At 49.9% G+C, this 24,445-nt stretch carries 26 protein-coding genes; 4 read left to right on the plus strand and 22 right to left on the minus strand.

Translation table 11 applies throughout. The features are described 5' to 3' along the window. Nucleotides 1–10 precede the first annotated feature (10 nt). The 3 genes from M8T91_RS18275 to M8T91_RS18285 are packed head-to-tail and all read right to left on the minus strand — an operon-like array spanning nt 11 to nt 3,225. On the minus strand, nt 11–904 hold the full coding sequence (locus M8T91_RS18275) for an SDR family NAD(P)-dependent oxidoreductase (protein WP_367317779.1): 894 nt from the start codon (nt 902–904) through the stop codon (nt 11–13). 13 nt (nt 905–917) lie between these two features. Continuing rightward, nucleotides 918–2,156 (minus strand): multidrug effflux MFS transporter, encoded by a 1,239-nt coding sequence (locus M8T91_RS18280; RefSeq protein ID WP_301415649.1) that lies wholly within the window; start codon nt 2,154–2,156, stop codon nt 918–920. Between the two features lie 4 nt (nt 2,157–2,160). Continuing rightward, nucleotides 2,161–3,225, minus strand: a complete 1,065-nt coding sequence (locus M8T91_RS18285) for a metal-dependent hydrolase (protein WP_301415650.1) — start codon at nt 3,223–3,225, stop codon at nt 2,161–2,163. A 335-nt stretch (nt 3,226–3,560) separates the two neighbouring features. Here M8T91_RS18285 and M8T91_RS18290 point away from each other — a divergent pair, with 335 nt between their 5' ends. From M8T91_RS18290 to M8T91_RS18300, 3 genes are all read left to right on the plus strand, one after another. Beyond that, nucleotides 3,561–4,025, plus strand: a complete 465-nt coding sequence (locus M8T91_RS18290; protein ID WP_301415651.1) for a MarR family winged helix-turn-helix transcriptional regulator — start codon at nt 3,561–3,563, stop codon at nt 4,023–4,025. 66 nt (nt 4,026–4,091) lie between these two features. After that, nucleotides 4,092–4,724, plus strand: coding sequence for a hypothetical protein (locus tag M8T91_RS18295; protein WP_301415652.1), 633 nt, complete (start codon nt 4,092–4,094; stop codon nt 4,722–4,724). 97 nt (nt 4,725–4,821) lie between these two features. After that, nucleotides 4,822–5,160 carry a transposase gene (locus M8T91_RS18300; protein WP_301415653.1) on the plus strand — a complete coding sequence of 113 codons (339 nt, stop codon included), beginning with the start codon at nt 4,822–4,824 and terminating at the stop codon, nt 5,158–5,160. A 521-nt stretch (nt 5,161–5,681) separates the two neighbouring features. On the opposite strand, the gene glmS is transcribed toward M8T91_RS18300, so the two are convergent. The 18 genes from glmS to csrA all read right to left on the minus strand — a co-directional run bounded on the left by glmS (nt 5,682) and on the right by csrA (nt 22,001). After that, nucleotides 5,682–7,511, minus strand: a complete 1,830-nt coding sequence (glmS, locus tag M8T91_RS18305; RefSeq protein WP_301415654.1) for a glutamine--fructose-6-phosphate transaminase (isomerizing) — start codon at nt 7,509–7,511, stop codon at nt 5,682–5,684. 53 nt (nt 7,512–7,564) lie between these two features. After that, entirely contained in the window at nt 7,565–8,335 is a 771-nt protein-coding gene (locus M8T91_RS18310) for a DeoR/GlpR family DNA-binding transcription regulator (RefSeq protein ID WP_301415655.1), read from the minus strand. A 119-nt stretch (nt 8,336–8,454) separates the two neighbouring features. After that, nucleotides 8,455–9,651, minus strand: coding sequence for a dihydrolipoamide acetyltransferase family protein (locus M8T91_RS18315; protein ID WP_301415656.1), 1,197 nt, complete (start codon nt 9,649–9,651; stop codon nt 8,455–8,457). Continuing rightward, nucleotides 9,648–10,643, minus strand: a complete 996-nt coding sequence (locus M8T91_RS18320; RefSeq protein WP_301415657.1) for an alpha-ketoacid dehydrogenase subunit beta — start codon at nt 10,641–10,643, stop codon at nt 9,648–9,650. Before M8T91_RS18320 ends, M8T91_RS18315 begins: the two co-directional genes overlap by 4 nt. Nucleotides 10,644–10,645: 2 nt before the next feature. Further along, the gene (gene pdhA / locus M8T91_RS18325) at nt 10,646–11,737 is read right to left on the minus strand and encodes a pyruvate dehydrogenase (acetyl-transferring) E1 component subunit alpha (RefSeq protein ID WP_301415658.1); all 1,092 of its coding nucleotides are present in this window, start codon (nt 11,735–11,737) and stop codon (nt 10,646–10,648) included. Between the two features lie 519 nt (nt 11,738–12,256). Next, complete coding sequence (locus tag M8T91_RS18330) at nt 12,257–12,664, minus strand: hypothetical protein (protein WP_301415659.1); 408 nt, start codon at nt 12,662–12,664, stop codon at nt 12,257–12,259. A 157-nt stretch (nt 12,665–12,821) separates the two neighbouring features. Next, complete coding sequence (locus tag M8T91_RS18335) at nt 12,822–13,052, minus strand: hypothetical protein (RefSeq protein ID WP_301415660.1); 231 nt, start codon at nt 13,050–13,052, stop codon at nt 12,822–12,824. A gap of 80 nt (nt 13,053–13,132) precedes the next feature. Then, entirely contained in the window at nt 13,133–13,669 is a 537-nt protein-coding gene (locus M8T91_RS18340) for a ClbS/DfsB family four-helix bundle protein (RefSeq protein WP_301415661.1), read from the minus strand. 868 nt (nt 13,670–14,537) lie between these two features. Next, nucleotides 14,538–14,948, minus strand: coding sequence for a hypothetical protein (locus M8T91_RS18345; protein ID WP_301415662.1), 411 nt, complete (start codon nt 14,946–14,948; stop codon nt 14,538–14,540). Between the two features lie 81 nt (nt 14,949–15,029). After that, entirely contained in the window at nt 15,030–15,497 is a 468-nt protein-coding gene (locus M8T91_RS18350) for a hypothetical protein (protein WP_301415663.1), read from the minus strand. 556 nt (nt 15,498–16,053) lie between these two features. After that, complete coding sequence (locus M8T91_RS18355; RefSeq protein ID WP_301415664.1) at nt 16,054–16,899, minus strand: S1 family peptidase; 846 nt, start codon at nt 16,897–16,899, stop codon at nt 16,054–16,056. A 134-nt stretch (nt 16,900–17,033) separates the two neighbouring features. Next, complete coding sequence (locus tag M8T91_RS18360; RefSeq protein WP_301415665.1) at nt 17,034–17,462, minus strand: hypothetical protein; 429 nt, start codon at nt 17,460–17,462, stop codon at nt 17,034–17,036. A gap of 486 nt (nt 17,463–17,948) precedes the next feature. Next, nucleotides 17,949–18,791 carry an IS3 family transposase gene (locus M8T91_RS18365; RefSeq protein WP_301419156.1) on the minus strand — a complete coding sequence of 281 codons (843 nt, stop codon included), beginning with the start codon at nt 18,789–18,791 and terminating at the stop codon, nt 17,949–17,951. Nucleotides 18,792–18,802: 11 nt separating this feature from the next. Next, nucleotides 18,803–18,985 carry a hypothetical protein gene (locus M8T91_RS18370; RefSeq protein ID WP_301415666.1) on the minus strand — a complete coding sequence of 61 codons (183 nt, stop codon included), beginning with the start codon at nt 18,983–18,985 and terminating at the stop codon, nt 18,803–18,805. A 39-nt stretch (nt 18,986–19,024) separates the two neighbouring features. After that, the gene (locus tag M8T91_RS18990; protein WP_367317730.1) at nt 19,025–19,171 is read right to left on the minus strand and encodes a transposase; all 147 of its coding nucleotides are present in this window, start codon (nt 19,169–19,171) and stop codon (nt 19,025–19,027) included. A gap of 109 nt (nt 19,172–19,280) precedes the next feature. Continuing rightward, nucleotides 19,281–20,006, minus strand: coding sequence for an SMI1/KNR4 family protein (locus tag M8T91_RS18375; RefSeq protein WP_301415667.1), 726 nt, complete (start codon nt 20,004–20,006; stop codon nt 19,281–19,283). A 77-nt stretch (nt 20,007–20,083) separates the two neighbouring features. Then, nucleotides 20,084–20,926 (minus strand): DUF2262 domain-containing protein, encoded by an 843-nt coding sequence (locus M8T91_RS18380; RefSeq protein ID WP_301415668.1) that lies wholly within the window; start codon nt 20,924–20,926, stop codon nt 20,084–20,086. 886 nt (nt 20,927–21,812) lie between these two features. Then, a complete protein-coding gene (gene csrA / locus M8T91_RS18385; protein WP_301415669.1) occupies nt 21,813–22,001 on the minus strand; it encodes a carbon storage regulator CsrA in 189 nt (62 codons plus the stop codon). Between the two features lie 670 nt (nt 22,002–22,671). Between csrA and M8T91_RS18390 the strand changes: the two genes are divergently transcribed. Next, entirely contained in the window at nt 22,672–22,914 is a 243-nt protein-coding gene (locus tag M8T91_RS18390; protein WP_301415670.1) for a hypothetical protein, read from the plus strand. A gap of 117 nt (nt 22,915–23,031) precedes the next feature. On the opposite strand, the gene glmU is transcribed toward M8T91_RS18390, so the two are convergent. After that, on the minus strand, nt 23,032–24,399 hold the full coding sequence (glmU, locus tag M8T91_RS18395; protein ID WP_301415671.1) for a bifunctional UDP-N-acetylglucosamine diphosphorylase/glucosamine-1-phosphate N-acetyltransferase GlmU: 1,368 nt from the start codon (nt 24,397–24,399) through the stop codon (nt 23,032–23,034). Between the last annotated feature and the right edge of the window lie 46 nt (nt 24,400–24,445).

A 24,445-nucleotide genomic window follows, 5' to 3' on the forward strand; every position in this document is an offset into this window, starting at 1 on the left:
TAAAACAGGATCATTTTGCCAAAAATGGCTTAATCAGCATCTCTAATTGTCGCCATAGCGTTTCAGCTTTTTGTGTATCAAGTGCTGCATCCTCTTCAGGCAGAGACATGATCCCACAGGTATTATGCCAATAAGTGCCGTTTGGAATATCCTGACTTGCGGCAATCAATGCCGCCTGCGCCCCCTGTTTTTCTGAAATAAGAATTTTACTGGCCAACCAATGTCTGAACCCCTTGGGAATGCCACCGCCAAAGCCGCTTAAAATTACGCCCGGATGCACTGCAAAGGCTTGCAGGCTGGGATAGCGCCTTACCAACTCCAGTACCTGCCAGAGATTACCCAATTTGCTGCCCCCGTAAACATGATCCATTCTGTATTGGGAGGGATTCACTTCACATTTTTTACTCACAAAATAAGCCTCGCCGGTTGTCATCACGATGCGGGGTTTTTCTGTGAACAGATTGCGTTCTTGCAACATCCGGTATAGCAAATGATGGCCTAGTACGTTCACTGCAAAGGTCATCTCAATTTCATCGCTGGCCTGTTTCCGTTCGCGCATCGCCACACCGGAATTACAAATCAGGATATCAATCTTCTGATTGCCCAACTGATCCACCGCGTTTGTAACCGAAGTCAGATTGGATAGGTCACAGTTAATGGAATCCACTTCAGGCAGAGTGCCTTTACCTCGAGACACACCCCGTGACAATGACACAACCTTTGCACCGCGCGCTAGCATCCCACGCGAGACAAACTCACCTACCCCTGCAGTACCCCCGGTGATCAAAACTGTCTTACCCTCCAGGAGAGGAAGATCGGGACATATCCTCGTTCGGGATCTCTGCCGAAACATGCAGGTGAACAGGCGTTTCGCCTTACGCTTCGATGCCGGATAAGGAATCATATTAATTGGCACATCAACCACCTGTGTTTATCATTTGTGGCGAAGGGCTTTCACCAATATTTACCTGAGATCTGCTACCCCACATCACGGCAATCACAGATAGCAGACCTGCAATCAACGCGCCCAACATCAGAGACTGCACGCTTGTGGTATAGATTCCACTGATCAACCAACCAAAAGCTAAAGCAATACAGCCGGAGAGAAAACTAATAGTTGAGTTTGCCAACCCTGCAACATGGCCCAGAGGCTGTAAGGCAATGGTGTTCATATTTCCTATTAATAGACCAAAGCAGAAAAAGATAGATGATACCGCTGCCAGGAAACCATAGAGCGGCAACGCTGCGAACAAGCCAAGGATGTATATCGAACCGCTGATTGCTATCACACCGAGCAGTGCAAACCTGCAGATATCCTCCAAGCCGAAGTGTTTAACCAATTTAGCATTCAGGATACTGGCAATACCAATCGAGATAGCCGCCAGTGCAAAGAAAAATGCAAACAGGTTGTCAACGCCGAAAATACCGCGATAAATTTGTTCAGCAGACATGATATACCCCATGAAAACTCCCTGAATCAGTCCCAGTGCGATCAGGTAGCTGCCAGTTATGCGGTTGGACAGGGTGGCACTGAGCCCTTCGAGAATCGCTGCAATACCTCCCGACCGCCGTTTGTCATGGGGCAGGGTTTCCGGCTGACGCACCCAGCTCCAAACAGCCGTAATGCAGCTGAGGGTGAACAATAGCCAGAATATGGCTCGCCAGCCTGCCAGGGACAAAATGCCCTGGCCAAGCATTGGCGCTATACAGGGCACCAGTATGAAAATCGACATGGCCCAGGACATGATCCTCGCCATCAAGGCTCCCTCGAAACGATCACGCACGATGGCAAGAGGGACAATCCTCAATGCTGCAGCGCCTGCGCCCTGCAGAAAGCGGCCGGCAATAAAAAGCATCGAGTTTTCAGCCAGGGCAGACACCAGACTCCCCAGCATAAATACTACCACTCCGACCAGCAGCGTTGGTCTGCGCCCGATACAGTCAGAAACCGGGCCATAAATCAGCTGTCCGATTGTCATCCCAAGAAACAGGACACCAACAATCAGCTGTGCTGCATTGCCTTCCGGCATGCCTAAGCTTGCAGCCATTTGTGGCATAGCAGGCAGAACCGCATCGATAGAAAGGGCACCCAGTGCGCTCATAATCGCGATCAGAGATACAAATTCGATCTCATTCTGCCTTCTCATAGTGGACATAGTATTACTCCCAAATCTTCGTCCAAATCGAATTGATCTCATCCGAAAATTCAAGCTTTTCTACATCCCCGCTATACATTTGAGCTGCACTGACATTAAGTTTCTCATCAAATTCAAACAATCCGCCAAAAAATGATGCAGCAGGGTCAAAGGCAAAACCGAAACGCATATCTGTTAATAGCACTTGCGGGCTTCCATCTTTCTCTGCTTCTCTCACCTGGGCCCTTAACATATCTGTTGAGAACCACTTAAGAATTTTTCCCTGCTCACTGCTTAAAGCCTTATCAACCAACTCACCGGATTCACTTTCATAGTAATGCAGCTTAACGGAATTCCGTGCCACTGAGCTGAAAAAGCCCACTGCATAACGGCCATTACTGTCTTTGGCAACCACGCGCCATAGCAAAATATTAAACATCGTTGGTGATGCACGCACATCAATTGGCGTAAAAGCTTCGCCTGATAATTGCTCGATTACATGTTTCCTTGCGTCCCAGGAATTGTGTATTCCCAGGCACAAATACAAGCTGGAAAAAACCAGGGCACCGGCTGCCCATACGCGATATTTCTTTTGCTGTTGAGATTTGACCAAGCCATAAATTATTGCCGCAACCATGGGCAAAGTGTATACAGGGTCAACAATGGCCACTCCATCCAGTGTAAAACGCTCATTACTTAGCGGTGTTAGAATTTGCGTGCCATAGGTTGTAAACAGGTCGAGCAATGGATGGGTGATTAGCGCCCAAAAACACAGGTGATACCATGTCCAGAACTGCCCAACAGAAGCGCTTGCCGGATTCAAAGAAGCCCTGCCCTGCCGCCACGTGGCCCATTTCATAGCCAGCCATGCGATGGGGAGTGCGAACAAAGGTAGCAACAAAACTGAATGACTCAATCCACGATGGGTTGCCATATAGGCGAAGTCGTCGCTACCAATGCTGAATAGAAAGTCCATATCCGGCAACAATCCACAGACTGCGCCCACAATAATCGCCTTGCGGCCCAGCTTGTTGCTGAACGCTGCCTGCCCTATACAGGCACCAAGAGCTACTTGAGTGAGAGTGTCCATGACTCAGCAGTCTCCCCTATAAAGCCCTGTAACGCCTGCCTTGCTGTGCCCATTTACTTGGAAATACACAGTTAAATCCCCACACAAAGCCGTTTGTGTCGGGGTTGCGGCTGCTGGATCTATAGCCATAAGCGCTCCTGAAGCCCAAACCTGTTGAAACACCATATATTAATCCAGAATACTAATCTAGAATAATATTCTGGTCAAGTGCATTCTCTGGAATCCACAGGAAAATGTATTTACATTTCAAAAATAAGTGCTAGTTTATGAAGTTGGCCGGTTGCACTGATTCCACTTGAAAGGTCACAGCTCTGCTATCTGTTCAATGAGTATGTATGAAGAACATAAAACCCCCATCATCTGATAAACTCACACAAATTGAGGCAGCTCATCAAATTTTGTTGCAAGGTATTCAGCTTCGACAAAAACTCAATACGGCTTTACTGGAAAAGTGCGATATCACTCTTTCTGAGAAAGAGCTTTTGGCTAAAGTTTACATGTCAGGCGAACAGATACGCATGAGTGATGTTTCCAAAACACTCATGTTTACCGAGGGTGGCGCTACCAAGATAATAAAGAGACTCGCTGATCGTGGATTTGTGACACGGCAGCAATCTGAACATGATGGACGCGTATTTCTTATCGATATTACCAATTCTGGTGCTGAAAAGCTGGCTGATGCCCTGCAGACCATGGAATCAGTAGCCTACCCATTGATGAAAGAGACATTGACCACCAAGGAATGTGAAACCCTTACAAAGCTACTCAAGAAGCTCAACGCAAACGCTTTGGGTGCTTGACAGCCCAACTTTATAGCACACACCATACCCTATGGCCTGTCTACTTATACAGAGCGTAGAGGCAATATGAATTTCATCCACATTGAGAGTCGACAGATTCCAGTAAAAATTGCCAGCTTTATTATTTTTATTCGATCAGAGCGTGTAAATATTCAAACGGGAGATTGGTGTGACAACCCGATGGTGAGTGTTAGATACGACTTCGAAATCATAGTAGACAACAATTCTGGAGATGATGGCGCACTTGCACCAGCCTGTAGTATATCATTCTTATATGAAGAATATAAAGATTGCGATGTAACACATCTACCACTTGAAAAAAATACAGCGCATTATCCATTTGAGATCCAAAATAATATTGCTGATTCATGGGAAGCTGTTTTAGGAAATGATTCCTGGGAATTGGAAAATAACCGAATGACAGTGAGAAGCTTCGAGGGGAACTGTGCTCAAGTTCTCTGGGAAGCCGAATATGGTGATGTGGATAATCGACGTATTTTTCTCTTTGAGGGCTCGGTTACCTTTGATGGAATACTCGTTTGGGCAAATACTGAGACGGATATCGAAGCAGCAATTTCTCAAACCTGGAACCCAGAACTTCTGCGCAATCGACTATTTCAGGTCAGCAAGAAGGTTGACCTTGAACAATCTCCCGCGCATTGGGAGGTACAGTACCAACTTCGAAAAGTTATACCTTGATTTTTAGCCCTGGTGTTTCAAACTCTGTGTTAACCAAATAGTCCCACTGGTTGACCTATCTCTCGACTTTATTCCGCTTGCTGTAGATCTCTCAGTCATGTTCTCTGATACCCAATCGGCGCTGAATCGTGCCAAATTCCTTCCCAAGTCTTTTCAGGTGGACTATCGCCAGCCTATTAAATTTCTGGATAGGACAATTGAACCTATGGATCAGAAGCTTGGTAAGATAATCGTGAGTGAGCAGCTGAAAACAGTTCCTGGCGTTAGTAAATTACTGACCACTACATTGATTGCAGAGCTTCCCGAACTTGGAAATCTCAACCCTAAGGAGATAGCTGTCTTGGTGGGGATCACACCCTTTAACCGTGGCAATGAAGAAGATGATTTTAGTGCTGAATACGATGGTAAGAGGAGGTGCTTTCAGGGAAGGGCATGATGTCAAACTGGCTGCTTGAGATCACAGTCGCTTGTTATATGCTGCCATAGCTGAGCTCCACCCCCAGCTTTTCATTAGCAATTCGCCATTTCAATATTTTTGAGGTGACCCAGGTGTCCTCACTTGAACTTAATTTACTTGGCGCTTCGCTTGTATCTACAGACCAATAAAAATTACCCGATTCAACTCCAAGGCACGCCTCATCGTTTATCTGATCGTAATTTTCAAGACTTGGGACAATATTTATGCGAGTAACCTTTTCAAACAACAACTCAATACACGAGGGATCTTCAAATTGTCTCTGAATAACGAACACTATAGAAGTATCTAGCTCACCACTACATGTCATTGAGTGGTTTTCACGTACTCTGTGTTTGGTTCACATGTGAGCTTCTTTTTAACACTAATCCAGGCCATGAAAGACACTCCCCAAGTCACATAATGCCGTGCACACTGGTCGGAAATATGAACGCGGGATTACCAGCCCGCTGGGCCAGGCTGGTAAACAGGCAGTGCCTGCTTCATTCCACCGTAACCGATTTGGCCAGATTCCTCGGCTGGTCCACATCGGTCCCTTTCAGTAACGCCACATGATAGCTGAGCAATTGCAAGGGCACCGTGTAAAGAATGGGTGCCAGGCTCTCGGGGGCATCCGGCACCTCGATCAGGGTAAGCCCCTCCTCACTGGCAAATCCGGCCTTGGGGCTGGCGAAGACAAACAGCTGCCCACCCCGGGCGCGCACTTCCTGCAGATTGGACTTGAGCTTTTCCAACAACTCATTATTCGGTGCCACAACAATTACCGGCATATCCGCATCCACCAGGGCCAGGGGACCGTGCTTGAGTTCACCGGCCGGGTAGGCCTCGGCGTGGATATAGGAAATCTCCTTGAGCTTCAATGCCCCCTCCAGCGCGATGGGGAACTCTACCCCGCGCCCGAGGAAGAGCGCGTGGTTTTTCTCTGCAAAAGCCTCACTGGTATGCCGCACAATTTTGTCCAGGGCAGTGAATGCTGCCATCAGCTGCGGCAGCTGGTGCAAGGCGCGCACCAGTTCGGCCTCGCGCTCGCTGGAGAGCCCATTGGCCCTGGCCAGCGCGATACAGAACAGCTGCAGGGCCACCAGTTGGGTAGTGAAGGCCTTGGTGGAAGCCACTCCAATTTCCGGGCCGGCCTCAGTCATCAGGGATAATTCTGATTCACGCACCAGGGAACTATTGGGTACATTGCAAATGGTCATGGAAGCCAGATAGCCCAGTGCCCTGGCCTGGCGCAGGGCCGCCAGGGTGTCCGCTGTTTCCCCCGACTGGGAAATGGTGACAAACAGGGTTCCGGGGCGCACCACGGTTTTGCGATAGCGCAGTTCGCTGGCCACTTCCACCGCACAGGGCACCCCGGCCCAATCCTCCAGCCAGTAGCGGGCCACCATACCCGCATGGTAGCTGGTACCACAGGCGACAATCTGCACCTGCTCCACTTGCGGCAGAATCTCCCGGGCGCGGGTTCCCAGCGCCTGGGACAACACCGAGTGTTCGCCAATACGCCCTGCCAGGGTCGCTGCCACCACTTGCGGCTGCTCGAAAATTTCCTTCTGCATATAGTGGCGGTAACGGCCCTTGTCGGCTACGTCATGGCCACCATCCAGTTTATGTACCGGGCGGCTGACCACGTCGCCCCGCTTGTCGCGCACAGAGATACCGCTGCGACGCACCTCCGCGACATCGCCCTCTTCGAGAAAGAGAAAGCGATCAGTTACCTGGCGCAGGGCCATGGGGTCTGAGGCAATAAAGTTTTCCTCTATGCCGGCACCCAAAACCAGGGGGCTGCCGTAGCGGGCGCAGGCCAGGACATCCGGCTCCTCACTGCTGATAACGGCAAGGGCATAAGCGCCCTCCAGCAGCTGCGTGGCCTTGCCTACGGCATCCACCAGGCTGAGTCCCTCTTTGCTCAGTGAGTGAATCAGGTGCGCCACTACTTCCGTGTCGGTATCTGAGGCAAATTGATATCCCTTCCCCTGGAGCTCGCAACGCAATGCCTGATGGTTTTCAATAATACCGTTGTGCACCAGGGCGATAGGCCCGGACATATGCGGATGGGCATTTTCATTGGAGGGAACCCCGTGGGTGGCCCAGCGGGTGTGCGCAATGCCCTGGTGGCCCTCGGCAGGCCTCTCCTGCAGTTTGGCCTCCAGATCGGCAACCTTGCCCAGGCTCTTGCGCAACTGCAGCCGACCATCCCCATTGCGCAGGCAAACGCCCGCCGAGTCGTAGCCCCGGTATTCCAGTCTCCTCAATCCCTCCAGCAGAATTTCAGTGACATTGCGTTGTGCAAGGGCGCCAACAATTCCACACATGTTGATCTCCTCAATAAGTCATTTCTCATGTTCAGTTCTTTGGCAAATCCTGGCTAGGTTGCGCCGCTCGTCTCTGCCCGAAGGACCTGCACCCCCAGCAGCTCGAGTTGTTGCTGGGCACTGTCATCCAAGCCCGCATCGGTGACCAGGGTATCCACCCGTTCCCAGGGCAGTTCCAAATTTGGAATGCGCCTGCCCACCTTGCTGGATTCCGCCAATACCACCACTTCCCGGGCAACGTCGGCCATCACCCGCGACAGTCCTATCTGCTCATTGAATGTGCAGGTACCACGCTCCAGATCAATTCCATCTGCACCAATAAAGGCGCGGTCAAAGTCGTAATCCCGCAGCACCTGTTCCGCCACCCTGCCCTGGAACGCCTCGAAGTGGGGGTCCCAGGTGCCCCCGGTCATCAGCAGGGTGGGTTCGTTTTCCAGTTCACGCAACGCATTGGCCACATGCAGGGAGTTGGTCATCACCACCAGACCGCGCTTGCATTCCAGCTCGGGAATCATTGCCGCGGTGGTGCGGCCGTAATCGATCACTATGCGGTGGTGGTCGGGAATGAGTGCTGCTGCTGCGCGGCCAATGGCGCGTTTCACCTCAGAGGGGCTCTCCTCCACCACCAGTTCCCGAGGCAGCGGGATTGCACCGCCACGGCGGCGCAGGAGCAATCCGTGGTTCTCCATCGCGGTCAGATCCTTTCGGATCGTAACTTCAGAGGTTTCGAAACGCCGCGCCAACAGCTCAACACTGGCCTCCCCCAGCTCGTTGAGAAGGCTCAAAATGCCGTGGCGACGCTGCTGTGTGTTACGTTTGGACATGGAGAGATAAGTTTCGTTTCGAAACTTAAAGATAGCAAAACGAAAGATATGTTCCCACCTTTTTTTCCAAGGCCCGGTTCAAAGTGGGGACAAGCGGATAAGGCCGCTGATCCCGTAATTCAGCTGGAGAGTGCCTGCAACATGGCCTGGAGAAAACGCGCCAGCTCCCCCCCGGTCACGGCGCGGTGATCGGCACTGACAGAAAGTGGAAGCAGTGGGCGCATGGCGGGCCAGCGGTCTACCACCACCACACCCTGGCACACCCGCCCGGCCCCGACAATTGCGACGGTCGGGGGCAACACCAGCGGGGTCGCGTAGCGCCCGGCGATAGCGCCGAAGTTGGACAACAGTATGGAGCCTCCCTGTAAATCGCTCTGCGCGATACCGGTTTCCCTGGCCTGCTGCTTGAAGTCTGCCACCTCTTGCAACAGTGCTTCATCGGAGCGCGCGGCGACATCCCTGAGCACAGGGACAAACAGTCCTCTTGGTGAATCCACCGCCAAGCCGATATTGATAGTCGCCTGGGGAATCAGCTGATCGTCCCGGTAAAGGGCATTGAGGTTCGGCTCGGCGATACAGGCCGCCTGCAGGGCGCGAATCAGGCGCAACAGGGCAGGGGCGCTCCCCCACCAATTGGAGATATCCGCGTCGTCGCAGAGGGTTATCTGCGCCACCTGATCCCGTGCGCGACTCATGGACAATCCCATGGCGCGCCGCGCCGGGGACATGGCCGCCGCCGCCTCGCTGGCAGCGACGGGTTTCACGGCGGTTTCTGCCGGTGTCTGGGGCCGGGAACCAGCCGCAGTCCACACCTGTGCCGCAGTCACCCTGGCACCATCTTTGGAAAGCCGCTGTAAATCCACCCCCAAACGCCGGGCCAGGGCACGTACCGAGGGCGTGGCAAACCGCCGGGGACCCTGCTCTTGCTGCGGCTCGGCCTCGAGCACCGCCTCACCCTGTTCCAGGCTGCCAACCACCGTTCCACTGTCTTCCTGGGCATGCTCCTCCGCGGTGGCTTGCACAGGCTCCGGCACCGCTTCATTGGCGCCGGGACCCGGCTGCGCTTCCACTTCCCCTTCACCGGTGCCGGTAAAGCCCACCAGTGGATCGCCGACATTGACGGTTTCATCCACTTCAGCAAACAGTTTTTCCACCCTGCCGCCCCAGGGCGCGGGCACTTCTACCAGTGCCTTGGCGGTCTCTACCGTCACCAGACTCTCGTGTGCGGCAACACTGCTTCCCTCGCTTACGTGCCATTCCCGCACCACGGCATCGGGCAGCCCTTCGCCCAAATCGGGCAGGGTGAATATCTTCATAATCCCCTTCCTTTGGCGTAATCCCGCACTTCCTTCACAGCCGCAACAATACGCGCCACGCCCGGCAGGTACTCAGCCTCCAACTGGTAGTAGGGCATCACTGTGTCGTAGCCGGTGACCCGCTGTACCGGTGCCTCCAGCAGATCGAAGGCATATTCGTTGATCTGCGCAACCACTTCGGCACCCAGGCCGCAAAAGCGCGCCGCTTCGTGTATCACAACGCAGCAGTGTGTCTTTTCCAGAGAATCGATAATGGTGTGTATATCCAGGGGCTTGAGGGTAGCCGGGTCTATTACTTCAGCCTGTATGCCATCCGCTGCCAACAGCTCCGCCGCCTCCAGGGTTTCCTTGAGGGCGGCACCCCAGGCAATCAGGGTGATATCGCTGCCCTCGCGCAGCACAAAAGCGCAATCCAGCGGCAGTGCCTGGCCGGAATCCGGCACTTCCTGGCGCACCGCCCGGTAAATGCGTTTGGGCTCCAGAAAAATCACCGGGTCCGGGTCCCGGATCGCCGCCAGCAACAGCCCATAGGCGCGGGCAGGGGAGGAGGGCACCACCAGGCGCAGGCCGGGAATATGGGCAAACAGGGCTTCGGTACTCTCCGAATGGTGCTCCGGTGCGTGAATACCGCCACCGTAGGGCGCCCGGTAAACAATAGGGCAGGACAGCCGCCCGCGGGTGCGGTTGCGAAAGCGGCCCGCATGGCTGAGGATATGGTCCAGTGCAGGGTAGATAAACCCCATAAACTGGAACTCCGCCACCGGGCGCAGCCCCTGCACAGCCATGCCCACGGCAATCCCGGCAATCATGGTCTCCGCCAGCGGTGTGTCCAACACGCGGGCGCTGCCAAACCGCTCCTGCAACCCCTCAGTAGCGCGAAACACACCACCGTTAATCCCGACATCCTCCCCGTAGACAATCACTCTTGGATCGGCCTGCATCTCGTGGGCAAGGGCCTGGGTCACCGCCTGTACCAGGGTAATCTCCGCCATGATCAGTCGCCTCCCTGCAATTGCTGGTACTGCTCCAGAAAGGCCTCGGGCAAGGTCGCGTAAAGATGGTCGAACATGGCCGTTGCGGCATCTCGTGGGGTTTCCCGGTAGTTGCGCACCCCTTGTTCCAGTATCTGGGTCAGTTCCCGCTGCAGTTCCTCCTCCTGGTTATCCCCCCAGAGGCCCGCACCGTCCAAATAGGTGCGCAGGCGTACCAGCGGCTCCCGCGACCAGGCCGCGCGCAAAGTCTCCTCAGACTGGTAACGGCTGGCATCATCGGCGGTCGTGTGATCGCACAGCCGGTAGCTGACCGCCTCAATCAACGAGGGGCCGCCACCATTGCGTGCCAGCACGACGGCATCTGATACGGCCTGGCGCACTGCAATCACATCGTTGCCATCCACCTGCAGCCCGGGGATACCGGCCGCAATAGCCTTTTGTGCGAGTGTTTTACAGGCGGTCTGCTCGGAGCGGGGCAGGGATATGGCCCACTGGTTGTTGTTGATCACAACTACCAGCGGCAGCTTCCAGTCGCCGGCCAGGTTGATTGCCTCGTAAAAGTCCCCCCGGGAGGTAGCGCCGTCACCACCACTGGCGACGGCTACGCGTGCGGGTTCGTTCAGGTGTGCATTTTTATACTTAAGGGCAAAAGCAACGCCGGCACCATGCAGGATCTGTGTGGCGATGGGGACACTCAGGGGGAGGTCCTCGCGGGCATGGCGAAAATTCTGACCGCGTTCATCCCCGCCCCATATGGCATAAATTTCTTCAATAGCGACACCGCGCTCAAGGAGGGCGCCCGTTTCCCGGTAATTGGGACAATAGACATCCTCCTCCCCCATGGCGGCGCCCACACCAACGCCTATCGCTTCCTGTCCGAGGCTCGAAGGGTAGGTACCGAGCTGCCCGGTGCGCTGCATTTTCACCGCGCGGCCATCCACCATGCGGGCCAGGCTCATCTGCCGGTAGTGGGCAATCAGGGAATCCGGTGTGGCAAAGTCCGGCAGTGTCTGGGTTGTCTGCCCTCGCTCATCCAGATACTGCAGCGAGGCGATATCGAAACTGGCAAGTGGCTGCATTCTGGGCTTGTGCATCGGGCTATTCCTTTTTGTTCCCGAAGCGCAAGTTTAACGGACACGAGGACGAACTGAACCGGTGCGAAGTGAGAATACCCGCCGGAATTTAAAACGCCACCGGACTATTTCTGATAATGCAGTCACTGCCAGTGCGGTGTTGGAGCCAATAAAGCGCCATCGTCAGTTTCACTGAAGGACCTGTCTGCAATATCGCAGTTGCACATGACGGTGTCGGCGCCAACATTCGCCGTCCCCACGGTTCTATCGTCCATATAGGAGAGGTGATTGACTTTGCTGCCAGCCCTTGGGAACCGACCATATCTGGCTCGAGACCATCTCTTAAGAAGTAACCAAACGCCATGCCAGCCAAAAAAACCAGAGCAGAGAGCAAGCAGGTAACTTTTCTTGCACATTGTATTGCGATTGTCTCTTTCAGCCTTTAAAGCTGTGTAACGCCGCAAGCAGCAGCGCTGTCAGTATTCAATGCTTTTGCCTGTTAAAGGGCAAGCTCATTCTAGCTTTCCAACAATAGTAGTTTTAAAGTTTATGACTCCTCCAAATTTCTTTCCCTTCTGGCGTTTTTCCGGGTGAAGTTTTATATCTAATTAATTTCCACTTAGTTTCTTTTTTCTCTACAATAAATTGAACTGATTGCCATTGGTATTCTCCTGTAAAAGTCACTTCATAGCGCGACTTATTTTTTTTAATGGCATGGATAGAAACAGCGGAGTTTAGGTTGTTGTACCGAGAGGGTTGGCCAAAGTTTAGCCCTGACAGGGTTCGGTTATTATCTCCATGAGCATATTGTTCAAATAAAGCATTAAAGTCTGATTCAAAGCCATTTTCTCTATAAGAAGTATCTTCAAAGCCCCTGGCTTCTAATTCATCTGCCTGTCTGGCAAACTCTTTACATAAAGCAATAATTTCTTGTTCTTCCAAATTCATAAGTTCTACCTCTTGTATCATAAAAGCCACTCAAACAATGAAAAATAGGTAAGCGACCGTATTAAGTGGTTTTTCACCAAATGTCCTCAGCACAGCCAAGCAACTTTTTGCGAGTTCAGCGCACAAAGTGCGCGGTTTTTCGCGCAATTGTTATATGTCACAGGCACTTCTTGATTTCAACATCCCTCGCATATGATTCCCATGCGGCCCTACACTCTGGAAGCACTTGATAATAATGATATGTTGAAACTGAAGCTGTGCAGGCCTGATATGGGGCGCAAGCAGCTTTCACAAACCCGGTTTTCTCTTTTTGATACTGCTCGGTTAATTCATATGTAAGCGAGAAATCAGACAACAAAACCATCAGTGCAACCAACAAATATTTCATAAAAACATATAACACCGTAATAATCGGTAACCACCGCTATGCATCGCCTGACCGGTGGGGGCTCAGGCTCAGACTTTGATTCATCGCCTTGTTTTGGGAATTTTGCTCAGTACCTTTGCTTTTTTGAACCTTCGTACTTTCGTACGGATATTTTTCATTGGGGATGAAGTATTAAACTGAATCATTCTTCCCAACGTGTAGCTTTTATACCAACTTTGGGCATAAAGTTCATTATTACTCAGAGAATCGATAAGCTGCAAAATTTGATCGATGGTTAATTGAAACTCTGATAGTAGCTGTTCATAACCCCAGTTTTGATACTGAACGTGGAAATGTTCGGCTAACTGGCCCAGCTCATTCCAGTTATACCCTGTTTCAGGGAAATCGACTTCAAGTTTGTTTGATTTAAACTTGTACCATTTTAGAACAAGTTTCCCCCAACCAATCAAGTATGCAAGTGTATCGCAAACACTGATTTCGGTGCCTTTAATGTTTCCTTCAACGCCAATTTCCCGTGAATATTCTTTTGGAATATCTAAATAATCCGCAAGAAGTTTGTCAAAAGCAGTTTGGATCGCTTGAACTAACTCTTCTTTATTCTTGGGTATTGATGACATAGCTGATTGTTCCCATAATACCTGCAGTACAGGCCCCGCTGTGGCAAAGCTACGCTTTGATCGGTCCAGCACGGAGAATGATTGTGCCTGCGCGAGTTAAAATTTTTACCCTTCTCAATCAAATCACTTGTAAAGTAGCAATAAGTTTCATCGAGGCTGTTAAGATAGAAAAGCACTTTCTATCATACATCTCATAAACTGTACAAATAATTCCCGGGTCGGGTGGCCAGTCTATTGCCTTATCAATGAATCCGTCTTCAAGTGGAACTTGAGCCAGTTTTACTTACCAGGTGGGCTCAGAATTGTCTTCTTTACATGTATCGGTTTGTATGATTGGGATAATGAACTCCAACTCTTCCGCGTCCGGTACGTGGGTGAACTTGGTGTCGGCAGGCGGCCCTTACCGCTTTCACCGGTGCACCACTGCGGTATTGGAATCGATAGTCGTGCGAAGCATGGAGCGACCGGCTGAGGCCCGTAAAGACGGAACGTATAGTATCAACTTGTTATGTACAAACAACCTCATTATCGTTTTCGTCGTTGCGTGAAAGCATGCCTGCCCATCTCCTAAGTCCATGCTCCACGATAAAAACCAGAAAAACGATCGTTACAGCCAATAGGCACTTGGGCAGAGAGAAGGCTATAACAATTCCTCCCGCTAAAAGAGCAGGTAAAATTATGAAAAAAAGTCAATATGACGCTGTAACGTACGTTCCATTCATAGGTTAAGTTTTTAAACCCCATTCCACATAACTTGTCATGTTTGCTATGGGCACATAACACTGCCAGCAACAATTGGAGTGTATTGGCGGCTTTTTTGTATTTTCAAAAAAGGGCCAGGTTTACCAGGACTGAATACTATGACTTGTTAAGACTGCTCACTGGTGACCAGCTCTAGTAGCTTTGCATTGTACGCTTGAGCATAATACTTATTGTACTCATGACTGCCCATATCAAGTGCAAAGTTCTCAATATGTATCCCCGCGCCACAGATGAGAAAATTTCTTGGTGCAAACTCCTTTAGTTCCCCCTCCAGTGCTGATTTAGGAATACCTGGCACTGTGTACCCCTCGTCGGGAATAAAGACCTCCACAAACTTCTTGTGATCCTGGCGGTAGTCAGTGAGCGCTTCCGAGAAACCGCGATTGGCTGACGTGACTGGGTCATTTGCTATCGCAATTAGCTCATTGCTCCGGGTAATTTCAACCCAAACCCAAGCGATTACACCTGCCAAAAGAGCCACACCTAAGAAAAAGGTGTTTTTAACGGTTGTAACCATATTGACCCTTAACCCTTACCGCACAGGCGAGCAACTCTGTTGCAAGCCAAGCCACGAAGTGGCTGATTGTATCTGAGCTTGCTAAATGTATGGACCATTGTCGATGACCCATGACCTTAGCTCCATGGCACTGCGAACGTTTGCAGGGAACTTCCATCTATTTAAAGCAAGCTCAGGCAGGTTTTTCTGAGGGTAAGCTACGTGATCCGTTCCGATTCTCAGGACAGTATTGGAGATAGCTAGAATCCTGTATAAGAATTCAGCAACATTCTGCGTGAACTCTCCATGTTCTATCGCGAATGCTGAGTTTCTATTTTGGGGATTGAGCCCAAAGTCCTGGATATTGATGAAACTCCCATCCTTCGTTGGAACGTATCGATACCCGTCCTGTCCTACATGTGTACCACCCAGGAATACTAAATAAGCCCTAAGGTCTTCGGCTTCCTTCTCAGTCAGTGGAAAGTCAACATGTGAGTAAACGACCTCGCCAGTGAACGGATGAGTTCCTTTTCTCGTTCTTGTCGTGAGATTTAGCGTATGTATTTCCATGCAGATAAGTACATTTAAATACCGGTCACTATGGCCACCATTATCCTGATTACTGACCCGGAATCAATTCTGCGCAACTTACCCACAATCTGCATTAGAAACAGTTAGTTATATAGATATGGCACAATCGTACAAAATATGATCACCCTCTCCGGCGTAAAAAACCCGGCTCAGTGCCCGGTTTGGGTGGCTGGATAAAAGCAGCTAGCGCCGCCCTGCGAAGGGCCCCAGCTTATTGCTTGCGCTTATTATTTCCCTGAATGCTGGTAAACAACCCATTATACCTTTTAACCTGTTTTGGCAGAGTGAGTAATGTATGTAATGCTGACAAAGTAAATACTCCAAACACTATACACCAGCCCAAACCACGACTGATTATATTGCCAAGATAGGCCACACCAACTCAGATTCGTCTGCATGAATCAAAGTTTCGTCTAATTTGAGTATCAGTAACTTTCTTTTCATGTCTGCTCAAAAAATGTAACGTCCCAACCAGCGAAAATAGGAGCGTAGCGAGTATTTTTCCGTTGTGTTGGTTTGTTAGGGCAACTTACTGTCACTGTACTTCTATAGAAGCACATAGTTCATCCATGTTTTTAGATTTCATATTGTCCTGGAGAAAAGGATTCTGAGTGGTAATATTTTCTCTCGCCAAATCGTCTTTAGCCGAGATCACTTGTTGTATCCAATCTCTATAAGATGAAACCCTGGTGTATAGTTCAGTGACTCCATATTCGCCAACATCATAAAACCATGAATCGGTACGTGAACTGACACCGAGTAATACATATTTATCTCCCTCCCTAATATAGGCCGGCCCACCACTGTCACCATTTCCAGAAACCCCTTCCAGCACTTCTCCTTTTGAGCCTTTTTCAAAATTAAAAACGATATCGGTATCAGTTACTCTAATTATTTTGTTTTGGGCTTTTCTCAATCTACCGTTATTTTCCTTGTAGCTGATTGTCTGTCCATTTTGACCAGTTCCTGTCCCACCTACACCTATGAACCAAGCTACTTTTCCCTTTTCAAAATTATCATCATATAATTCAGCCGGCTTAATATGTGTGACAGGTGAGCTAAGCTTGATTAAGGCTATGTCGTTCTCTCTTCCCAACTCATATTTAGGGTGAGCATATCGATTTGAAATAGATACTATTTCATTTCCGACATTAATTTTCTGTCCAGGATTCATGCAAAACACAGCATGAGCTGCAGTAACAACCCATTCAGGATCAATAAGGGTTCCGTGAACGCCAATGCTGTACAAGGTTGCTAACGGAGGGAAGTCAGAAGGGACTGCGTAATAACTTTCGTCAGAAACATCATGCCGAATGACAATTGCATCAGCTGCAGATGTAATAAGACTCACTGTTAAAATCAAGAATTGAGAAATTTTCAAATGAAACTCCTTCTCTAGGTGCTCTAACTCCCACAACAGGGGGGCGGATAATGCCATGCATTTTTTGTACAAAATGGGAGCATATCGACCGCACAAAACATGCACAGCGTTGACCGTCCCTTTGCTTGTGTTTGTTATGAACATACCTGCTCATCGGTAATCATATGCGACGCATACCCCGTACTCCTAATTGATATACTTCCACGAAGAACGCAATCTGGGTAACCATAATCGAACCTTGCAGTAAAAATTACATCAGTGACGGTAAACCCTTCATCAATATGACTAGTTGACAGTGAAAAACTGGAGGGATTAATGCCTTTGAAATTCTCTAAAACGCTGGATGGTATCTGAATTTTCTTACCATTAAGAACGAACACCATCTCTTTAATATTGTCGTCTCTCTTCGAAAATTCAGACTTTAGGTGAAGATCAAGCTCTAGCATACCAAGATTCATCGGGAGTAATTTTTCATAACTCATTTTATCCCACCACCAATACTCATCTTGCGACGCAAATACTGATATCGAGATAAACAGGAAAATTAAAGCGAGTGTTTTCATTGGTGCTTTCAGCTCAAAACATCTCAATAACCCGCAGCTGACACGTAGCGAATCGGAGTATAAGCTGTTGAGCGCCGAAGGCGCGAAGTTGATTGATTTGTTAGGCTTCTTCATCGCAAGGAATTAAAAATTTAGGACTTACACCAGGAAAATTCTCAGAGCCTCCTTCAAACCAATATGGCTTGTGGTGCACATAACTAAACAATGGCAACTCTACCTAAAAATCTTGCCCATTGATTGAGATTACTCCTCGAACAACCCAGAATCTTCCAACAGTACCCCAACCATGGTGTACAAGTTTTGTGAAGTAGAATTCTGTCTCCACTTCTACTGGAAATAGCATCGTACGTTGTTTTCAAAAGCCAGCCGGTCAAACTTTAGTTTATCAAAGGTTCTCTTATTTTGAAGATAACTTGCCCAGTCATTAGGAAAGCCACCTAACCCCTGTGCTTGGATGTTTGATCTGCTACCACTTTCGTGGACACTTTATGCCGCCATTTTTTCATACTCTAACGGCGATTGGTAGCCGAGACTGGAGTGAATCCGCTCTCGATTATAGAACTCGATATACTCGATGATATGGGCCACCGCGTCGATTTCATTTTCAAATAAACGCTGGTGAACGAGCTCTGTCTTCATACTATGGAAAAAAGATTCCACAATAGCATTATCCAGTGGATTCCCCTTTCGATTCATGCTTCTTCTCATACCCGCTGACTCAACAAGCTCTCGGTACTCATGTGCCGCGTACTCGATCCCCTGATCGGAATGGAATATACATCCTGCTTGTGGACGCTGACGCGCCAGAGCCATCTTAAGTGCGCTTTTCGTCAGCTCGCTATTCCGTTTTCGGCTGAATGACCAGCCGACGACTGATCTTGTGTATAGATCGATTACCACCGCGTGATATAGCCATCCAGCCACAGTCTTTATATAGGTAAAGTCACCAGCCCACTGAGTACCAACAGAAACAGCTGGATCCTCACCACCAAGCTGATTTCCCGTGGCAGAGTAAAATTTATGCTTACCAGGGTTCCAGGTATAAAGCCCTCTGCTAGAAGCCTTTATCCCAACCGTCTTCATAAGTCGGGATACACGCCTGACGCTACAGGATAAGCCGCTACGCTTTGGCTGCTGGTGCACTCGACGTGCTCCGTAAGCCTTTCTGAATCCTTGGTGTAGCTCCACAATAGCGTCCGTAAGGAGGCGATCGTGCTTACGCCGTTCACTCTCTTCACGATTGCGCCAAGCGTAGAAACCGCTCTTAGACACACTCAGCAGACTACACAACATTCTAACGTCACGTCCCTTGTGGTTCTTCTCAACCAGCTCGAAGAGCTTTACTTTTTCCGTTGGAAGAACCGCTCGGCCTTTTTTAGCAAATCAATCTCATCGTTCCGATTGGCCAGCTCTCGTTCAAGCTTCTTGATCTTCTTTTCCGCAACAGCGAGCTTGTCTTCGGCTTCGCGAACAGGATCTGTTCTACCAGGTCGGCGCTTAAGCGATAGTTTAGATGGCTTCATATATTTATTTTCCTTCAGCTCTCCTCGGCGGTGCTCCATCTACCATCGATATAGCATCACAGAATGTATGCCGAGGGATTCTGCCACATCCTTTGACCTAACGTCAGGATGATTGGCCAACTTAACGGCTTGAAGCTTGTAAGCCAAAGTGTAACGGTCGTAGTTTCTCTTTTTTGTTTGCCCCATTCTGATCCTCCTTCATGAACAGTAAATACCGTCCACGAAAGTGGTTACAGATCACCGAGCGAAGCGAAGGTCCAGCCGAAGGCGAACATGCTTAACCTTGTTAGGGCTTTCACCACTCAACCTCTGTTAGTTTGGCCATAAAGTCATTAAAGGAATTTGCCACTGGAACAAATCTATTTCTCAACAGTTCGAATTCGCAATCTTCAGGCAAACTTTCTAAACTGTTTATGACTTGATAGGGTTCAAATTCAGACAATTCATTTGTTTTCTTTATTTGGCTTCGATCAAAGCCATATTTTTCTAGGGTATTTAACAGTTTCTGTTCGTAGTAACAGTGACCAAACTTTTCCAGCATAAATTTACGACCGAATATCGAATACATATAGCCGTCATAATAGTAATAGACCTGACCAAAATCTCTTTGGTCTGTGGATATTGCAAAGAGACTACCAGATGATTCTTCCTCGTATGCGAAAGACATCATATTGTCAGGAAGAATATCAAAATTTTCTTTAGAGTTTTCATTAGAGGCAAACAGCTCTGGCCAGTTTGTATTTGAAGGTTCATTACCGTCAAAACGGTCATACCAAACGCCAAAAATGCCTGCCACATCTGCCTTTTCTATGAATGGCAAATCAATTTTAAGCTGTATTCCGATTTCCAATTCGTCATCATTAGGCGAAAATATACAGCCGTTTGTTTCTTGCAGAAAATCGCCATATTCACTTGGAAATTTATTGTATCCAAATCTTTCTTTAAGGCGATTACTAACGTCCAAAATATCATCTGGAGTTAACGAAGGAAATTGAGGTATAACCTCTATATTCTTGAACATGTTTAGATTTCTTTAAAGTGTCCTAACGCCCGCAGCAAAGGCGAGCAACTTGTTGCAAGTACTGTTGCTTGCGCTTGTTAGCCTGAGATACCTGCTTCACTAAGGCCATCAGTTAGTGAACCAGAAATTACAATCGAATGCCCCAAGAACATGTCACCATCATCATGACAAAACTCGAATTTTCCATCAGGATAAACAGTAATAAATAGCAACTCCATCGAATTAATAAAATCTGACGCAGTAAATTCCTTTTGCCCTTCAAGCCAATTCTCATTCATTACTTCAAGGAGTTCAGAAACTGCATAGTCCGCAATTTTCTTAGACCAATCACCAGATTGGCTATACAGAGCCTCTATAGTTTTTAGACTACTACTGATAGAACCATCTTCTTCATCTACAGAGACCGAAAGTTCTACTGGCTCTCCCTGCCAATTTATTCTGCCTTCAAAACAATCTAACGACCTATCAAGCACTAAGACACCAAACTCCGGGTGGGTAACTTCTACTGGCTCTTTATATTTTTCTAGTGCTGCTTTAAGTTCAATGTCATCCGGGGTATCTAAAATGGATAATAGTTGTGCTCTAGCATCACCGAACGGACTCTCTTTTGAGAGCTTAACTTTAAATTGCACCAAGGATTCTCGCTCAACGTGATCTTGAATAAGTTTTAACTCGTTGTAAGTAAGTTCATTCGAAAAAATGAGAGGTGAATTGTTTATTTTTTTTCCAAGCTCTTTCCAGGCTATTAGAGATAGTTTCAATGACCAGTATTCATCTCCCGGAACTTTGCCTGCTCCTCGCTTATTACCTACTGCACCACGAGCTCCAACAACACCTGTTATTATTGTTTCTGGCAGCTCAGCGAATTCTCTATGAAGTTTTTCCTTTTTAATAGAGGTATCTTCAAACATATCTTCCATCTACCTCATTCCCCAATAAGGCTAACCTTTATATACCGATCGCCATAACCAGTACTTCCTTGATCAGTATTTCTGGATTCTTTTTGTGCCAAAATTTCAAAACCCCAATTGTAATCAATTAGATAAAATAATTTCGCACTATCAAACCACCTGAAATCATAATCACTGCAACCATTATCCCAAAAATCACCAATAAATGTAACCCTCCGGATTTCTTCAATTTTCAGGAGAAGTTACCACTCTCTCAAAAATACCGCTCGGGTTGATCAAATTGTCCTTTCGCACTCGGTTAAAGCATCGGTAGAGTCAAAGCTATTAATTACAGGTTTCTCTCAATGGATGCTAATCCCAATCCTGTTCCTCTGTATTCTTTTCACTTTATGGATCTTTTGCAGACCTGAAAACTTTCCGTGTCACTAAAGTACGGATTGGACAGAACACAAGGCTCCAGCCTGGTGTCCTTATCCACTGTAACAAATTTCGCTGTGCGCGATTTATCGGATAAACATATCGCCAACCCCCGCGCTAATAATAAGTTAAGTGGGTGAATGGCCCCTCTCAGATCCTCTACAAACCCGCGGCTCAGTGCAAAGCCAGTGTCACGTTTTTTGTGTTCCAGTGCTGGAAGCCATAGCCCGCAGCAAGAGAAATAACCTTCACAGTGAAGCAAGCGGATTCGCTGCGGGCCTGGTGCCAGGCTGCCAGTCAATGCCGGTAAACGCCAGAGGGAGAGCGCTGGCATTACCGGTATATTTCACACATCGGAATTTTGGAAAACAAATCACTGAAAGACGGTATGGGGTATGCGTATTGGGCATTCTCAAGCAATACGCAGCGGCGGCTACACAGTATTGTTGACAGGCTCCCCCACTGGGCGGCCGGTTTCTCAACGGCTTCCATTGTTTAGTTCCTCTTCCTTTTGGATACGCAGATACACTTCTTCACGGTGCACGGGCAGGGATTTGGGGGCCGCAATACCCACCCTGACCTGATTGCCTGAAATACCCAATACGGTGACGGAAACATTTTTTCCAATTCTGAGGTTCTCGCCTGGCCGGCGTTTTACAACCAACATAAGCCTTTCCTTCCGGATCGCAAATCCTGGAGTGATTTTTTGTGATGGGAATAGCTGGAAAATAACGACGGGAGGCAAGGCAGGGTGGGGCGCGGGAACGGTAGGCGGTAAAGCAAAACAGGCGCGTGCAACGCTTCCAGAGCCTGGGCAACCACCCCAGGCGTCTGGTAATGTCCCACTTTATTGAAGACGAGCGGGCTTCTAGCGTATTATCCATAGAGCCATTTTGATATCACGTTATCAATTTGGTTAGCTGGCCCTTTGGTGTTAGTGCACCTTGGGTCAGCGCCTTTTACTTACGCTTAGGTCACGTACCGTTCTCCTGTGGAAGGGAAGGGGTTTGGGAAAATGCCTGGGTATTTCGATGCTATTGGGCCATTGGCGCAGAGCGGCTGGCCCAATTACAACCCATCACGCAGATAAATATTTATCGATTTTACGCCGCTCTTGCAGGAAAGAAAACGAAATACCATCCAATAAGATAATTTTGGTGCCACTATTTCTATTGATATGCGCACGAAAAAACGCAATGGACCCACCCGTTGACTGGGTCCGCTTTATTGCCATTCACCAGAGAAGATCCCGGTGTGAATTTACATCGACAATCGCCCCAGCCCGACCAAACTCGGCTCGTTCAAGCAGTCGCACCGGGGCAAACAAGACCCCAATCATGCTCAATGCCAGCATGCTGCCCGCAGACTTTGGCTTTGCGTTTGAACGCACGCTGGCCGATATCACGCAGATTACCTGCAAACCGATTATCGATACGGTGAATACCGACATAGCCTGGCGTGTCTGCCGGGGCTCACTCTGCGAAAATCCGTCAGGGTCTGCGCCCACTGACCTCGTTTATCCTGGCAACGAAGCAATACCGAAACGGGCCAGTGGCTCACTCTGGAGTTTTGTAAGGTAGGGCGCCCCTTTGGATTGCAGAGGCGCATGTGTTGCGGCAAGAGGCGGGGGGAATGCGCACACCGTGGGCCTGCCCGCTGGCATTCACCCCATCACCGGGGCGGGCTGAGGCAGATGATCACTGGCGTTTTTTTTTGGCCGGGTGCTGCCAGCCGGTGATATTGCGCTGTCTGCCCCGCGCCACGGCCAGCTCGTCCGCGCCCACTGCGTGGGTGATTGTGGAGCCGGCACCCACGGTGGCGCCCCTGCCCACTTTTACCGGTGCCACCAGTGCGGTGTTGGAGCCGATAAAAGCGCCGTCCTCAATTTCGGTGAGGGATTTGTTCACACCATCGTAGTTGCAGGTGATGGTGCCGGCACCGACATTCACCGCTTCCCCCACGGCGGCATCGCCCACATAGGAGAGGTGATTGACCTTGCTGCCAGCACCGATGGTTGCTTTCTTGATCTCGACAAAGTTGCCCACCCTGGCGCCTGTGGCCAGCCGGGTTCCGGGGCGCAGGCGGGCAAAGGGGCCGATGCTGCAGGCTTCGCCAACCTCGGCCTGCTCAATCACGGAATTGGCCTCCACACGGGTGCCATCCGCCAGGCGGCAGTTCCTCAACAGGCAGTTGGGACCGATCTGTACGCCCTTGCCCAGGGAGACGGTGCCCTCAAAAATACAGTTGATGTCGATGGCTACATCGGTGTCGCATTCCAGGCTGCCGCGGATATCAATCCGCGCCGGGTCCAACAGGGTGACCCCCGCATCCATGAGTGCCACAGCGCGGGTGTGTTGCAGGGCGCGCTCCATCTGCGCCTGCTGTGCGCGACTGTTCACCCCCGCCACTTCCAAGGCATCGCTGGCGCGCACCCCGGTGACGGCGATCTCCTCACTCACCGCGCGGGCGATCACATCCGTGAGGTAGTATTCACCCTGGGCATTGTCGCAGGACAATTCAGGCAACCAGCGCGCCAGCAGTTCCGCCGGCGCCGCCAGTATGCCGGTATTCACCTCGCGGATGCCGAGGGTGGCCGCATCGGCATCCTTCTCTTCAACAATCGCCTGTACGCGGCCCGCATCATCGCGCACTATGCGTCCGTAGCCGGCGGGGTTGGCCATCTCTACCGAGAGCAGCGCCGGGCCTTTATCCGCCGCTGACAACAGCGACTGCAGGGTGCCCGCCTTGACCAGCGGCACATCGCCGTAGAGTACCAGCACCGAGGCCCCTTGGCGGAAATGGGGAATTGCCTGTGCCACAGCATGGCCGGTACCCAGTTGCTCCGCCTGCTGCACAAACTGCACGCCGCTGTCGGCAAAGCGGGCCTGCACCTGCTCGGCACCGTGCCCCACAACCACGGTGATACGCACTTCTTCAAGCTGTCTGGCCGTTTCAATCACGCGTCCCAGCATGGGGATTCCACCGATCGGGTGCAGTACCTTGGGCAACCCGGAACGCATGCGCGAGCCCTTGCCCGCTGCCAAAACCACAACATCAATAGTCATCTTGAATCCAAATCCCGCTAGATCAGTCAACCGGGGCGCATTGTGG

The organism is Microbulbifer sp. MI-G (assembly GCF_030440425.1).
Taxonomy (GTDB): Bacteria; Pseudomonadota; Gammaproteobacteria; order Pseudomonadales; family Cellvibrionaceae; genus Microbulbifer; species Microbulbifer spongiae.